Source organism: Sphingomonas sp. M1A8_2b, assembly GCF_053345535.1.
In genome coordinates this window covers 319673-332952 of record NZ_JBKFAH010000003.1, presented here as the reverse complement: position 1 = coordinate 332952, position 13280 = coordinate 319673, and the positions used below count along the sequence as shown (strand labels likewise).

Here is a 13280-nt window from a genome sequence, read left to right as displayed (position 1 = left end):
GCAGCGGGAGCGGCTTCAACGCCGGATGACGGTGGTCAGCCGCTTGAAGCTCGGATGGCCGGTCGCGCGCTTCGCCAGCGCGATCGCCTGGTCGAAGCGATCCAGCGCGATCGTCGTCACGCGGTTCGCGATCGTCGGCCGCAACAGCAACAGGTCGACGCAGGCGACGCCACCGGTCGCGAACTGGCGCTTGTGCTGTCCCTCGCCCTCGGTGAAATCGAACCGGGCGAAGATCCCCTCCGCAAAGACCTGTTGCAAAGCCTCGACCTGAAGCACGGCACCGGGCGACAGGTCGTTCCGCGACGGGTCGTGACCGACATACTCGTACAGCAGGGTCTCGCGATCGGCGGTACAGCACAGATACGCGATCGGCGCGCCGCCGACGAACAACAGCCATGCGCGCAGCCGGTCCGCCGCCGCCAATTCGCTCAGACGCCGAACCGAGTCCGGATCGTCGGGCAGACCCGAGCCCAGCCGCTTTTCCTGGTAGGTGATCGACGAGACCCTCCGCGCCAACGGATGAAACACCGCGAACGCGTCGACCGTCCGGTACGCACGCACATCGAGCATCCCGCCATTCGCCGCGGCAAGCTTCTTGGCCTTGCGCTTCATGCCCGATCGCGCGCTGGCGGACAGACCCGCCAGCCACGCCTCCACCCCTGCGCGCAGATCGATATGATACCGCACGTAGCGCTGTCGCACGTACCGGATGAGGCTCGGCGCTTCGAGTGCTTGGCCATCAACCCGGGGCAGCAAGCTCTCCGGCAGCGATGTTACCAGATAGCCGTCGGCAGTCGTCGGCAATGCCGGTAGCAGCAGAGGCTTGGCGGCAAGCGCATCGGCGAGCGAATAGGGGATCCGGACCAGCGATCGCGGGATCGTCGCCAACGTCCGTGCGCCGACCTGCAATTTCAACGCGATCCGTTGCGTGGTCATCAGCGTCGCATCGATCCCGGGCGTTCCTCGACCCAGTTCGACCAGAGCTGTTCCGCCTGCCGCCAGCGGGTGCGAAGTTTATCGGGACCGAGCGGGATGTCGGCGCGGCCAAGCGCCAAAATCGGACGGTCGGCGAAGTGCGCGGTCGGCAACACCTCGCGCATTTCGGACAGCGTGCCGCATAACGCCTGGAAACGACGGACATGGACCGCGTTGGGCCGCGTACCGCTCCGGTTGGCGAGTTCGAAACCGTGGCTGACGATCGTCACCGCCGAATGCCCCGCCACCGCTGCGTGCTCCAGCGCGTCGTAGCTTTCGCCCGCCGACAAGGCGCAGAGCTGGAACGTACGAACCCTGCCGCGGACGTCCTCGATCACGGTCACGGGCACCTCGACGATACAGCGTTCGCCGCCCGCGGTTTCGTCGTCGATGCACCATGCGACCGGCGCGATCTGTTCGGCCGACAGCGAGATTCGGCTCGTCGTCGGCGCTTCCGAGCCGTTGTGGCTGCTGTCGTAGCTGAAACCGAGCATCGCCAGCGCGGTCAGCGTATCGTCGTTCGCGGCGTAGCTTCCGGCGCGAAAGGCGATCGGTTTGGGCGCACCGGCTTCGATCAGCAGATCCCGGGCCTGGCCGAGCAGGTCGAGCTGTTCGGTCAGGCTGTAGTCGAACAGTTCGAAGCGCGCATGCGCCGCCCCGCGATCGCCCGCCTTGGCGCCCGTCCAGTTGGGGTGAATGTGAAGCTGAACCTCCTGCCCGGCTTCGAGAATCGTCTCGATCATGCGGCGCACCGGAGCCATCCCGAAGGTCAGCGCGGGCATCGGATCGACGAAGAAACAGGCTTTCAGATCATGCCGCGCCAGTTCGGCGAGCTGATAGCCGAGCCCGACCCCCGCCGGTTCGAGCGACTTCGCATAGATCGCCTCGCAATCCAGACCCGCCGCATGATGCCGCCAGGCGAACTCGGTATCGACGGTAAGGAATACGGATGTCGTCACTGACGCGGCCTGTAACAATTCGTGATGAAGATAAGGTTTAACCGGGTCGCGCAGTTCCCCAGGCATCGCCTCACCTCAGCGCGAATGGTAGAAGTCGTAGACCTGCTGCGCCACGCCCGCCGACACGCCGGGCGCCTGTTGCAGATCCTGCAAGCTGGCGTTGCGGACCGCGCGGCCGGTGCCGAAGTGCATCAACAGCGCCTTCTTGCGTGCCGGGCCGATGCCGGGCACTTCGTCGAGCGGGCTGGCGCCGATCGCCTTGCTGCGCTTGTCACGGTGGACACCGATCGCGAACCGGTGGACCTCGTCGCGCAGGCGCTGGAGGTAGAACAGGACCGGAGCATTCACCGGCAACTGGAACTCGCGGCCGTCGAGCATGTGGAAAACCTCGCGGCCATCGCGGCCGTGTTCCGGGCCCTTGGCGATCCCGACCAGGCACACGTCCTCGACGCCGATCTCCTCGAGCGCGGTCTTCACCGTGTTTAGCTGGCCCTTGCCGCCGTCGATCAGCACGAGGTCCGGCCAGTCGCCGGAATCGCGATCCGGGTCCTCGGCCTGCGCGCGCGAGAACCGCCGGGTGAAGACCTCGCGCATCATCGCGAAATCGTCGCCCGGGGCGGTATCCTTGTTCTTGATGTTGAACTTTCGATACTGGCCTTTGCGGAAGCCCTCGGGGCCGGCCACGACCATCGCGCCGGTCGCGGCGGTGCCCTGGATGTGGCTGTTGTCGTAGATTTCGATACGCTGCGGGGGCTCGGCAAGGTCGAACAGGTCGGCGACCTCGCGCAGCAGTTTGGCTTGCGTCGTCGATTCGGCCTGACGCCGTTCGATCGCCTCGATCGCGTTGCGCTTGGCCTGATCCATCAGGCGGCGGCGATCGCCCCGTTGCGGAACCTGCAGCGCGATCTTGTAGCCGGCGCGTTCGCCTAGGGCTTCGGCGAGCAGTGCGCCTTCCGTCAGTTCTCGGTCGAGCAGGATCTGCTTTGGCGGCGGGACCTCCTCGTAGAACTGGCCGAGGAAGCTGGTGAGCACCTCGTCCTCGGGGACGTCGTTGGTGTGCTGCGGGAAGAAGCTGCGATGCCCCCAGTTCTGGCCGCCGCGGATGAAGAACGCCTGGATGCCGATCAGGCCGTCATTGCACGCCATCGCGAAGATGTCCGCGTCGCCCACCCCTTCCGCGTTGATCGCCTGCGTGCCCTGGATGAAGGTCAGTGCGCGGAGGCGGTCGCGGAGCAAGGCCGCGAGTTCGAAGTCCATGTTCTCGGCGGCGGCCTGCATCTGCGCGCCGAGCTTGGCCTGGACGCCGGTCGACTTGCCGCCGAGGAAGGCCTTCGCATCCTCGACCAGTTCCCGGTACGCGGCCTCGTCGATCCGGCCGACGCACGGCGCCGAGCAGCGCTTGATCTGATACAACAGACACGGCCGATCGCGCGTCTTGAAGAAGCTGTCGGTGCAACTGCGCAGGAGGAACAGCTTCTGGAGTGCGTTGAGCGTGTTGTTGACCGACCCGGCGCTCGCAAACGGACCGTAGTAATTGCCCTTAGCCCGGCGCGCGCCGCGGTGTTTCTGGACGCGTGGGAAGGCGTGGTCGTCGCGCAGGAGGATGAACGGGAAGCTCTTATCGTCGCGCAACAGCACGTTGTAGGCGGGGCGATACCGCTTGATGAGCTGTGACTCGAGCAGCAGCGCCTCGGCTTCGTTGTTGGTGGTGACGATCGTCATCGACCGGGTCTGCGACACCATCCGTTGGAGGCGCTTGGTGAGGCGCTCGACCTGGACGTAGTTCGCGACCCGGTTCCGCAGCGCGCGCGCCTTACCGACGTAGAGCACGTCGCCGCGCGCGTCCTGCATGCGGTAGACGCCGGGGCGGATCGGCAGCGTATCGAGCACGTTTCTGATCGCCGCTACACCGGCCGCTAGATCGGGCGCCTCACCGCCGCCGCGGACGGCGAACGTGGACTTGTCTTCGTTGAACCGGTCGGGGGAATTGGGGGAGGACATTATTGCGGAATCTAGGGAGTGCGAGGGGGTTATGCCAGCGGAAGGCAGTGATGTTCACGCGAAGGCGCGAAGAGAAGATCGATTTAGCGCAGAGGCGCAGAGGACGCTGAGAGAAGGGGCGATTAGAGCCGCGTCCGCGTTCAAACCGCCGGAGGCCCAACTTCTATGGCGCAGTCGGTACATCTGCCCGAAGTGCAACACCTCCGCGCTCTCTGCGCCTCTGCGCGAAAACAATCTTCTCTTCGCGCCTTTGCGCCTTCGCGTGAATCAATCTTCTGCGCCCTGCGGGCGAAAGCAGAGGGTCAAGTTTGGGCGAAGACCTTGGTGCCGACGATACCGACGACAGTCAGCGCCATGAAGCAGGCCTGGATGCCGCTGACCTTGTCGCCGAACAGGATAACGCCGCCGATGATCACGCCGATCGCGCCTGCTCCGGTCCAGATCGCGTAGGCGGTGCCGGCGGGGAGGCCGCGCATGGCGAGCGCGAGCAGGCCCATGTTGACGAAGCTGAGGATGATCGGGACGCTGGAGGCCTGCCACGTGGCGACGGTGGCTGCCCATTTAAGGCTGAGCGCCCAGCAGATCTCGGTGACGACGGCGACGGCGAGGATGAGCCAGGACATGCATATTCTCCAACGGGCTCAGATTGGAGACTCGGCCGCCGGAAACCCGGGAAGAGACGGCCGTCAATAATGATGGGTCTTGGGAGGGTTGTGCCCTCACCTTCCCACTGCTTTGCAGCGGGCCCCTTCCTCTCCCCGAGGGGAGAGGAGCAGGACTAGTTCAGGCGAGCTAGTCCCGAGATCGAGCGGTCGACCATCATGCGGTCGGCCGCTGCGTCGTGGTGCTCGGCGATGAGGATACCGGCAGCCTTTGCCGCAGCATGCGCCGCCCGCGCGCGGACCTCAGCGATCGCGGCGCGTTCGGCGGCGGCGATCTTGTCCTCGGCCATCTTCGCGCGGCGGGTCATGAGGTCTTCGGCGCCCGCTTTCGCCTTGGCGATGATCGCCGCGGCTTCGTGGTGCGCATGGGCCTTCATGGCTTCGGCTTCGACGTGTGCGGTCTTGGCCTTTGCCTCATACTCGGTGCGGATCGCTTCGGCTTCGGCACGCAGCGCCTTGGCCTCGTCGAGCTGCGTGCGGATCCCGGCGATGCGCGTGTCGAGCATCTTGCCGATCATCCCTGGAACCTTCTTCCAGATCATCAGCAGGATCACGACGATCATTGCCACCGCGACCCAGCCGGTCGAGGTCAGGCCGAGCGCGGTCGGATCGGCGACGTGCTCGACGCCGCCGGGCGCGGTCGTGTGACCCTGCACACCCTGGTTGTCGATCGCACCCTCGGGCGCCATGCCCTCTTCGTGGATGACCTTTGCGGCCGAATCTGGATTAGCCATGCGCCGTCGTCCTGCGTACCGCGTCGGTCGCCGCGTCCAGGCTGACCTGGAGGCCGGCTACCTTGGCGGCCAATTGCTGTGCTGCTTCGGCGGCGACGCCCTGAAGGTTCGCGAGAGCCTCGGCCTTCGCGTTCGCGACCGCCAGATCGTGATGACCCAGACGCTCGGCGAGTTCGGCATCGGCCGCATGGACCTGCTGCTCGAACGCGGTCGCCGCACGCTTCGCCGCGGCAGCGGTCTCAGCCTGCGCCGCGGTACGCGCCGCGTCCATTTCGGCCTGCCAGTTCGCCTGGACCGTATCGGCCTGCGCACGGGCAGCGACCGCCGCCGCCAGATCGCCGGCGATCTTGCCTTCGCGCGAGTCCACGTTGGACACGATCTTCGGCACCATTCCCTTACCGATCCCGAAATACAGGATGCCGAAGGTGAGGAGCAGCCAGAAGATCTGCGAAGCGTAGGTGGCGGCTATCTGGGCAATCTGGGGCATTGGTCTGTCCTGCGTTAATCCGGCCGGGCGCGGTTGCCCGGCCAAATCACCGAGTGGTTAGGCGACGAACACCAGGATGATCATGGTGACGAAGGCGAGCAGGCCGAGAAGCTCGGCGGCTGCGAAACCGATGAACAGACGGCCCTGCTGGCTGTCGGCTGCGCCCGGGTTGCGGAGCGCGCCGGCGAGGAACTGTGCGAACACGTTGCCCACGCCGAGTGCTGCGAGGCCCATGCCGATCGCTGCGAGGCCGGCGCCGATCATCTTTGCTGCGTTGACGTCCATGATAAATTCCCTTTGAAAATCAGTTAGGTAATGGAAAACTTAGTGAAGATTGACCGCGTCGTTCAGATAGACCGACGTCAGCAACGCGAACACATAGGCCTGGATCGCGGCGACCAGCAGCTCGAGCAGCGTGATGCCGATCATCAGCAGCATGCTCGGCGCGGTCACCAGACCGATATACATCCCGCCGAGATTGAGACCGTTGATCACGAACGCGGCCAGCACCTTGAGCAGGATATGGCCCGCGGTCATCGCCACGAACAGTCGCAGACCGAGCGAGAACGGACGCACCAGGAACGACATCAGCTCGACCACGAAGATCAGCGGGATCATCAGCGCCGGCGTGCCGCTCGGCACAAACAGCGAGAAGAAGTGGAAGCCGTGCTTGCCGAAGCCGACGAGCAGCACGATCGCAAAGCTGATCAGCGCCAGCACGCCGGTAACGGTCATGTGGCTGGTCACAGTAAACGGATGCACGCCGGGGACGATGCCGAACGGCAGGAGCCCGATGATGTTCGCGAACAGAATGAACATGAACAGCGAGAAGACATAGGGCACGAAGCGCTTGCCGCCGGGGCCGACATTCTGCTCGAGCATGCCCGAGATGAAGCCGGTGAAGCCCTCGACTGCCATCTGCCAGCGACCGGGCACGAGCTCGCGCTTCATGCCACCGATCATGAACGCCCAAAGCGCGACCAGCGTCACCACCATCCACAATGCGGAGTTGGTGAACGACAGGTCATAGCCACCAACGATCCAGTGCGAGCCGAACGCCGGCTCGATCAGGAACTGGTGCATCGGATCGATCTTGCCGCCCTGTTCTGCCGCCACGTGGAATCCCTGCCGTCTTGATACGACAAACGCCCGGTTACTCCGGGCGTTCGCCTGAAATTCGAATGATCTGCCTGAACGCGACCGCTATCCCGAGGAACAGCAACACGATCAGTCCCCAAGGGCCAGTGCCGAACCAGCGGTCTATCAACCAGCCGATCAGCGCACTGCCGACGAGACTCCCGATCAGAGCGGAAATGACGCGATTGCCTTGCGAGTATCCTCGCTCGGCGTCCGGCCCCTTCTGCCCCTTTGCGAGCGTTTCCCGATGCTGCGCCTCTCGCACTCGCTCATCGAGCGCGGAAAGTCGCGGATCGTCAACACCCTGGGGGTCCTGTCCGGGTTCGATCTCCGCCACGCACGTTCCTCCACCTGATTTCGCATCGGGGAGGAAGCAAGCAGCGACGAGCGATCCCGCCAAGGCGCGGTCCGTTTAGAAAAGGGGGGGGTGCAAGTCAACCGGTGTGACAGCCGCGTCATCAATGTCGGCAACGTGCGATCCTCCCCCGCCAGGGGGAGGTGTCGCCGAAGGTGACGGAGGGGGCGGACACGGAACCGACGTTTCGCCTGCCTCCCCCTCCGTCTGGCAAGAGCCAGCCACCTCCCCCTGGCGGGGGAGGATTTTAAGAACGGACCGTCGTGTTGGCCACGCTCTTCGTCATCCCGGCGAAAGCCGGGACCCCGCGCCGCGTGGGGACGCTCCCTTCTTCATCGCTCCCCAATACCCGTCACCCCAGCGAAAGCTGGGGTATCCCGGCAATCGAGCGTCCCCTTGCCACACGATACCCCAGCTTTCGCTGGGGTGACCGGGCTTTGGGGAAGGGCGGTTACGTAAGTGGTCTCAATCTCAAACGCAGCGCGAATCGCGTTCCGGGGCGCCGGCGGTGCGGGTCTTCCATACGCCGTTCGGCGTCTTGTACTTCTCGCCTGGGTTGGTCGCGGCGATCAAGTTGCAGCCGCTGGTGAACGCCAGCTGCTCGACCGTCGCGCCGCTCGCCTGCGCCTTCTGCGTATACGCCGACTTGCGCTGGATATTGATGTTGTTGACCAGCGCGCGAAGCTCCGCGCTCGCCGCGCCGACGAGCCCCAGATATCCGTCGGGCTGCTCGCCGACCTCACCACCCGCACGCGCCGCGGCATAAGCCGGATCGCGCTGCGCCGACGCCGCCACCGAAAGGCCGCCGAGAACCGCGGCTGCGGCGATCATGGCAATGACCCCATTCCTGCCCGCAAAAACGCTCATATCAAAATATCCCCGGATTCTGCTGGATCAACGATTTTGCCTCGCCATCGAGACGATAGACCACTTCCTGCGTGACGTTGATGTTGAGGTTGATCTCGATCGGCTTGTCGGGCGCCGACACGTTGATGCAGCCTGGCAAGGCGGCCAACAGCCCAACAATAGCGATCGTCCTCGTCATCCTTTGCAAGATCGGCCTTTGCTCCAGCTTCTTCAATCCTGTTTCGGTCATGGCACGACACTGCTTTCCGGGGGCTGAATGGTAAGGGGTTTGGGGGCGGAATCCGGCGACGGCGGGGCGCCCTGCTGCTGGAGCAGCGCCGGCAAGTTGCGCTCGATCAGCCGCTTGGGATCGTAGAAGCTCTGCGCCGAATCCAGCAGGCCGCGGAACGGCGCCTTGATCCGGATATTGAACACCAGCGGCAGCTTTTGCAGCCGCCGGACGATGAAGTTGGTCTTGGCCCCCTCGCCCTGTCGGATCCCGGCAAAGCGCACATCGGTGACCATCTCGCCCGCCAGCGGCCCGTTCATGCCGACCGTCAGCGATTCGTAGCGCAGCGACTTCAGCGCCTGGAACGCCATGTTCGCCCAGATACCCAGGTCCTTCTGGCTGAGGTCGCCGACATAGGCGATCGTCCCGCCGCCCTTGCGGACGCGCAGGTCGCCGCCCTCGATCCGCCCGCCCTTCTCGTCGAAGATCATCGGCAGGACGCCGTCGAAGATACCCGTCGCGTCGAGATTCTTGAAATCGAACTGCTGGAGGAACTGGTCCGCGGCCATGTTGACGACGTGGAACGTCATCCGCCGCTCCTTCGGCGCGGAAAAGTCGAGCAAAGTCGGATCGAGCGTCAGCGACCCGCCCGCGAACGGCCACGCGCCGCCCTCGACCTGCACGCGCGCACCCGGCAGCGTCTGGTAGCGGATCGTGCCGTCGGTGACCGGGATGCCGGGGTTGAGCGTGCGGATGGTCGCCACCTGTCCCGGCGCGCTCTGGAGGTTGAGCAGGTCGGTGAAGCGGATCTCGGTGGCGATCCCGGTGACCGGGCCGAATGCGGCGGCGAGATCGGTGCCGGCGGTGCGGAACACGCCGTTGCTCGTCACCCCGTCGGGGTTCCAGGCGATATGCCCCTCGCCGCTGACCGATCCGTTGACGTCCGCAATCACGCCGAAGGTCAGCGGGGTGAGCATGTCGGGTTGCAACTTGTCCTTGGCGAAGGCGAGCGCGGGCACGTTCAGGTCCGCCTTGCCTGCGCCGGCACCCAGCGCGTGAGTCAGCGTGACGTCGGCGACCTTGGTATTGGTGGTCGGCTCGAACAGCGCGCCCGCGGCGGTGATGGTGCCGTTGACCAGCGCGAGCGTCACGCTGCGGGCAGCAAGCGGCTTGAACCGCGGGCTCGACGCGGCATCGGTTACGCCCATCGCGCCGGTGAGGTTGAGCGCCCCGCCGACCAGCGTCCAGTCGCCCGCCGCATCGCCGAGCAGCAACGGCACGTTGGCGATCTGGCCCGAGCCACCCGTAAAAGTGCCGGCTACGCCCTGCCCCGTCATGCTGCCGGTGACGGTACCGAAATCGAGTCGCGTGACGCGTTCGGACGCGCCGATGCGGGTCTGCACGCCATCGACCTGGAAGCCGCGATCGGCGAGCCGCACAGTCGCCCCGGCGGTCGCGAGCGTGATCGGCGTGGTGCCGAGTCGCCCACCCAGCTTCGCCGCAGCGATCGTCGCGCCACCGCTGATCCGCGCCCCATTAGCCTGCACCAGCGCGCCATCGACGGGGCACAGGGTCAGGCGCGACGGATCGAGCACCAGCCCGGACATCGCGAAGCGCTGGACAACCAGCGGTGCGCAACCGGTGTTGACGACCAGTCGCCCGCGACCATCCCAAAGCGCCGCGACCGACATCGACAGGCCGTCGACCCGGTTGCTGCTACCGCCCGCACCGATCGGTCCCCCGAGCGTGACTCGCGTCGCGATCGAGGTCGCCCCACCCGGCGTCGCGCTGAACGTGACCGGAGTCAGCGTCAGACTTGCGCCACCCGCCGCGTAGGGCGCGATGGTGGCCACGCCGCGGATCGCCGCACCGGGTTTCGCCTGGGCGAGCGAGACACGCGCCTCGGGCAAACCACCGCCGCGCATTGCGAGCACGGTGTCAAGCCGCACACCGCCATTCGGCCAGCCAAACGCGACCCCGCTGCCACCACCGAGCGCCACGCGCGCACCGCTGGCAGAGGCGAGCGCGAGAAGGGACACCACCGCCTCGCCGCGTCCGCCATCGATCTGCACGCGCAGGTCGGCGTCCGCGGCAAACCCGCGACCAGCCTTCTGGATCGCCTGCGCCGCCGCGATCGCCAACGGCGCAACAGGCGTCCCCGCAGCCGCACCACCTATCGCCGCCAGCCCCGCCAGTCGCTTTTGCGCCACCGCAGCACCACTCGCTTGGACGCGCCCCCCGAACGCGATCTGCTTGCCGATCCGGTAGGTGCCGGAGAGCGCAACCCGGCGCGCGCCGCCTTCGGTGGTGCGAACCGTATCGGCAGCGATGTCCGCCCTGCCGCCGGTCGCCGCTGCGGTTCCGCTGAAGTCGACCGTGCCCCCGGCACTGGCCCAAGTCACACCCGGCGTACGTGCCGCGCCTGTCTTGAGCGTCGCCTTGCCCTGCCAGCGGTCGAGCGTCGCGGAGAGGCCGACGTCGAGATCGGCGACGATCCGGTTCGCCTGCGTCGTGCCGCAGGCGAGCCGCGACACCCGAACCGGTCCCGTGACGGTCGGTTTCGCCGCGTCGATCCGCAGCCTCACCGTCGCCGCCAGCCGATCGATCACACACCCGCCGACCTCCAGCCGCTCGCTGATCGCCGCCAGCGTGCCACGGAACCCGTCGTCGAGCTTGCCAGACCCGGCGAGCTTCAGTCCGACAACACCCTGCGGCGTCTCCAGCCGCATCCGCCCGTCGGCCACCGACACGTCGAGCGCGGGGAGCGAGAACGGCTTGCCCGACGACGCCGGCAGCAGCTTGTCGATCGCACCGAGCGAGACCTTGCCGTCGACCAGCCGCCCACGCAGCCGCACCTTCCCCGCACGCACACCCTCCAGATACGGTCCCGACAACCCGACGCCGGTCCGCGTCTCGACCCAGTCGGCGACGAGATCGGGATGTGCCGGATCGCCGATCACGACGTTGGTCAGTCGCTGTCCACCCAGCGCAAGGTCCGCGATGTCGTAGCGCGCAGGCACGTCGGCCTTGGCGAGTTCGCGGTCGATGAACCCCTCGGCGATCGGTTTCCGCGCCAGCCAAAGAACGATCAGCCCCGCAAGCAGGAGCAGCGCGACGACCAGCGCAGCGCTGCGTGCGGTCGCAGGCCGACGAGGTCGGGGGCCGGGGTCGGCCCCCGTCTCGCTCGTCTCGCTCACGCACTCACTCCGCCGCTCTTCGGTCCCCTGCATAGGCGGGAGCGGGGGCGTCATGCAATTGCGCGCGGATGTGCTAGCCTCGCGACATGGCCGAACCGGACGAAGAGATCGACGATCTGAAAGGCCATCGCGGACGCCTCCGCAAACGGCTGTTCGAAGGCGGCGGCGACGCCCTGCTCGACCATGAACTCATCGAATACCTGCTCGCGATCGCGATTCCGCGCGGCGACACCAAGGCGTTGGCGAAAGCCTTGATGCGCGAATTCGGCGGCATCGGCGGCGTCCTCACCGCGGACGCCGAGGCGCTCGGCCGGGTGAAGGGCATGGGCGACATCTCGACCGCGGCGATCAAGATCGCGCACGCCGCCGCGATCCGCCTGCTCCAATCGCAGGTCAGCGACCGGCCGGTGCTCGCCAACTGGCAAGCGCTGCTCGATTATCTGCGCGCGGACATGGCGCATCACGCGATCGAACGATTCCGCGTGCTGCATCTCAACACCAGGAACATGCTGATCCGCGACGAGGTGATGAGCAAGGGCTCGATCGACCAGGCCGCGGTGTACGTCCGCGAAGTCATCCGTCGCGCAATCGACCTCGGCTCGGCCTCGATCATCCTCGTCCACAATCACCCGAGCGGCGACCCCTCCCCCAGCCGCGCCGACATCGAGATCACGCGCACCATTGCCGAAGCCGGCAAGCGGCTCGGCATCACCGTCCACGACCATATCGTGATGGGCACCGGCGGCCATGTCAGCCTGCGCGCGCAAGGGTTGATCTGACGCAACCAAATAGCGCGGAAAGTAGTGGGACATTTCCCGCCCAGCTTCGTTGTCGCGTCAAAGGAAGTGCATGTGGACAACAAGTTACACGACGAACCTTTGATCGCCACCGCGGAAGAGGGTCAGGTTCTGGTCGACGGACGCGACGGCGTCGCAGTATCGCTGACACCCGATGCCGCCGCCGAGACATCCCATCGACTGCGCAAGGCCGCGGTCAAGGCGCAGGGCCAGATGCTCATAAAAGCGCAGGCGGAGAAAGAACGCGCCGCGCGCAGGTCCCGCTGACTCGTCAGGCTGATTTGCCGTTAGGCCCTGAGGCGCTGGCGGATCAAAGGTCGTCGAACATTCCCGCCGCCCCCCGATCCGCAGTATCGATCGGCGCTATGCTCAGCCCTGCGTCAGGAAGCTGGTGACTTCGCTCTTCGTCAACGACTTGTTCTTGTCGGCATCCGCCTGCGCGAAAGCGGCGGAAACCCACGTCTTCGTTTCAGCGGCGTCGGGCTTGGTCGACGGATCGGTCTTGGTCTTCAGCGCGACCATCCACCCGCTGAATTCGGCGGCGCTGAGCTTGCCGTCGCCGTTCTTGTCATAGGTCGGAAACTCGCTGTCGACGACCTGCGCGACCTGCGCGCTGCTGGCGGGTTGCGTCGCCTGGGCAGTTTGCGCCGTCTGGCTTGGCGCAGCCTGAGCCTGAGAGGTGGGCGCGGTCTGGGCGGGCGACATCGAAGGATCGGCCGCGCCCGTCGTCGCCGTCGGCGCAGTCTGCGGCGATGTCATGGTGGATTGCGCGAGCGCCGGCACAGCAATCGTCATCGCGCCTGCGAGCAGAGCATATTTGAGCATTGCCATTCTCCATCGGCTAATCGAAATCGTTACTGGACGATCATCGCAGCAGCCCCGGGGATACTGGATGGATACT

15 protein-coding genes are annotated in these 13280 nt (G+C 66.1%); 2 read left to right on the top strand and 13 right to left on the bottom strand.

Going from position 1 to position 13280, the window contains the following annotated elements; genetic code table 11:
* Positions 1–15: 15 nt before the first annotated feature.
* The 12 genes from ACLBWL_RS13935 to ACLBWL_RS13880 all read right to left on the bottom strand — a co-directional run bounded on the left by ACLBWL_RS13935 (position 16) and on the right by ACLBWL_RS13880 (position 11582).
* Positions 16–936 (bottom strand): GNAT family N-acetyltransferase, encoded by a 921-nt coding sequence (locus ACLBWL_RS13935; protein WP_447794004.1) that lies wholly within the window; start codon positions 934–936, stop codon positions 16–18.
* Positions 936–1934, bottom strand: coding sequence for a polysaccharide deacetylase (locus ACLBWL_RS13930; protein WP_447794002.1), 999 nt, complete (start codon positions 1932–1934; stop codon positions 936–938). Before ACLBWL_RS13930 ends, ACLBWL_RS13935 begins: the two co-directional genes overlap by 1 nt.
* Before the next feature lie 75 nt (positions 1935–2009).
* Positions 2010–3935, bottom strand: a complete 1926-nt coding sequence (uvrC, locus tag ACLBWL_RS13925) for an excinuclease ABC subunit UvrC (RefSeq protein ID WP_447794000.1) — start codon at positions 3933–3935, stop codon at positions 2010–2012.
* Positions 3936–4237: 302 nt separating this feature from the next.
* Positions 4238–4558 (bottom strand): DMT family transporter, encoded by a 321-nt coding sequence (locus ACLBWL_RS13920; protein ID WP_056488555.1) that lies wholly within the window; start codon positions 4556–4558, stop codon positions 4238–4240.
* Positions 4559–4713: 155 nt separating this feature from the next.
* The gene (locus tag ACLBWL_RS13915; protein WP_447793998.1) at positions 4714–5331 is read right to left on the bottom strand and encodes a F0F1 ATP synthase subunit B family protein; all 618 of its coding nucleotides are present in this window, start codon (positions 5329–5331) and stop codon (positions 4714–4716) included.
* Positions 5324–5818: a F0F1 ATP synthase subunit B family protein gene (locus ACLBWL_RS13910; RefSeq protein ID WP_447793996.1), complete on the bottom strand. Its 495-nt coding sequence runs from the start codon at positions 5816–5818 to the stop codon at positions 5324–5326. The genes ACLBWL_RS13915 and ACLBWL_RS13910 overlap by 8 nt, the downstream gene beginning before the upstream one ends.
* A 57-nt stretch (positions 5819–5875) precedes the next feature.
* Positions 5876–6103: a F0F1 ATP synthase subunit C gene (locus ACLBWL_RS13905; RefSeq protein ID WP_031394300.1), complete on the bottom strand. Its 228-nt coding sequence runs from the start codon at positions 6101–6103 to the stop codon at positions 5876–5878.
* 39 nt (positions 6104–6142) lie between these two features.
* A complete protein-coding gene (locus ACLBWL_RS13900) occupies positions 6143–6901 on the bottom strand; it encodes a F0F1 ATP synthase subunit A (protein ID WP_060527334.1) in 759 nt (252 codons plus the stop codon).
* Between the two features lie 70 nt (positions 6902–6971).
* Entirely contained in the window at positions 6972–7292 is a 321-nt protein-coding gene (locus tag ACLBWL_RS13895; protein WP_447793993.1) for an AtpZ/AtpI family protein, read from the bottom strand.
* Positions 7293–7781: 489 nt separating this feature from the next.
* Positions 7782–8141 carry a YdbL family protein gene (locus ACLBWL_RS13890; RefSeq protein WP_447793991.1) on the bottom strand — a complete coding sequence of 120 codons (360 nt, stop codon included), beginning with the start codon at positions 8139–8141 and terminating at the stop codon, positions 7782–7784.
* Between the two features lie 37 nt (positions 8142–8178).
* Positions 8179–8355, bottom strand: coding sequence for a YnbE family lipoprotein (locus tag ACLBWL_RS13885; RefSeq protein ID WP_121905275.1), 177 nt, complete (start codon positions 8353–8355; stop codon positions 8179–8181).
* 47 nt (positions 8356–8402) lie between these two features.
* Complete coding sequence (locus tag ACLBWL_RS13880) at positions 8403–11582, bottom strand: intermembrane phospholipid transport protein YdbH family protein (protein WP_447793989.1); 3180 nt, start codon at positions 11580–11582, stop codon at positions 8403–8405.
* An 86-nt stretch (positions 11583–11668) separates the two neighbouring features.
* Here ACLBWL_RS13880 and radC point away from each other — a divergent pair, with 86 nt between their 5' ends.
* On the top strand, positions 11669–12361 hold the full coding sequence (gene radC / locus ACLBWL_RS13875) for a RadC family protein (RefSeq protein WP_447793987.1): 693 nt from the start codon (positions 11669–11671) through the stop codon (positions 12359–12361).
* Positions 12362–12433: 72 nt separating this feature from the next.
* Positions 12434–12646, top strand: coding sequence for a hypothetical protein (locus ACLBWL_RS13870; protein ID WP_447793986.1), 213 nt, complete (start codon positions 12434–12436; stop codon positions 12644–12646).
* Between the two features lie 102 nt (positions 12647–12748).
* On the opposite strand, the gene ACLBWL_RS13865 is transcribed toward ACLBWL_RS13870, so the two are convergent.
* Positions 12749–13204 carry an EF-hand domain-containing protein gene (locus tag ACLBWL_RS13865; RefSeq protein WP_447793984.1) on the bottom strand — a complete coding sequence of 152 codons (456 nt, stop codon included), beginning with the start codon at positions 13202–13204 and terminating at the stop codon, positions 12749–12751.
* Positions 13205–13280 lie beyond the last annotated feature (76 nt).

Coding starts and splice junctions, on each gene's coding strand:
- ACLBWL_RS13905 (WP_031394300.1), bottom strand. CDS start 6,103: ATGGACGTCAACGCAGCAAAGATGATCGGCGCCGGCCTCGCAGCGATC.
- ACLBWL_RS13915 (WP_447793998.1), bottom strand. CDS start 5,331: ATGGCTAATCCAGATTCGGCCGCAAAGGTCATCCACGAAGAGGGCATG.
- ACLBWL_RS13910 (WP_447793996.1), bottom strand. CDS start 5,818: ATGCCCCAGATTGCCCAGATAGCCGCCACCTACGCTTCGCAGATCTTC.
- ACLBWL_RS13935 (WP_447794004.1), bottom strand. CDS start 936: ATGACCACGCAACGGATCGCGTTGAAATTGCAGGTCGGCGCACGGACG.
- uvrC (WP_447794000.1), bottom strand. CDS start 3,935: ATGTCCTCCCCCAATTCCCCCGACCGGTTCAACGAAGACAAGTCCACG.
- ACLBWL_RS13900 (WP_060527334.1), bottom strand. CDS start 6,901: ATGCACCAGTTCCTGATCGAGCCGGCGTTCGGCTCGCACTGGATCGTT.
- ACLBWL_RS13865 (WP_447793984.1), bottom strand. CDS start 13,204: ATGCTCAAATATGCTCTGCTCGCAGGCGCGATGACGATTGCTGTGCCG.
- ACLBWL_RS13920 (WP_056488555.1), bottom strand. CDS start 4,558: ATGTCCTGGCTCATCCTCGCCGTCGCCGTCGTCACCGAGATCTGCTGG.
- ACLBWL_RS13890 (WP_447793991.1), bottom strand. CDS start 8,141: ATGATCGCCGCAGCCGCGGTTCTCGGCGGCCTTTCGGTGGCGGCGTCG.
- ACLBWL_RS13885 (WP_121905275.1), bottom strand. CDS start 8,355: ATGACGAGGACGATCGCTATTGTTGGGCTGTTGGCCGCCTTGCCAGGC.
- radC (WP_447793987.1), top strand. CDS start 11,669: ATGGCCGAACCGGACGAAGAGATCGACGATCTGAAAGGCCATCGCGGA.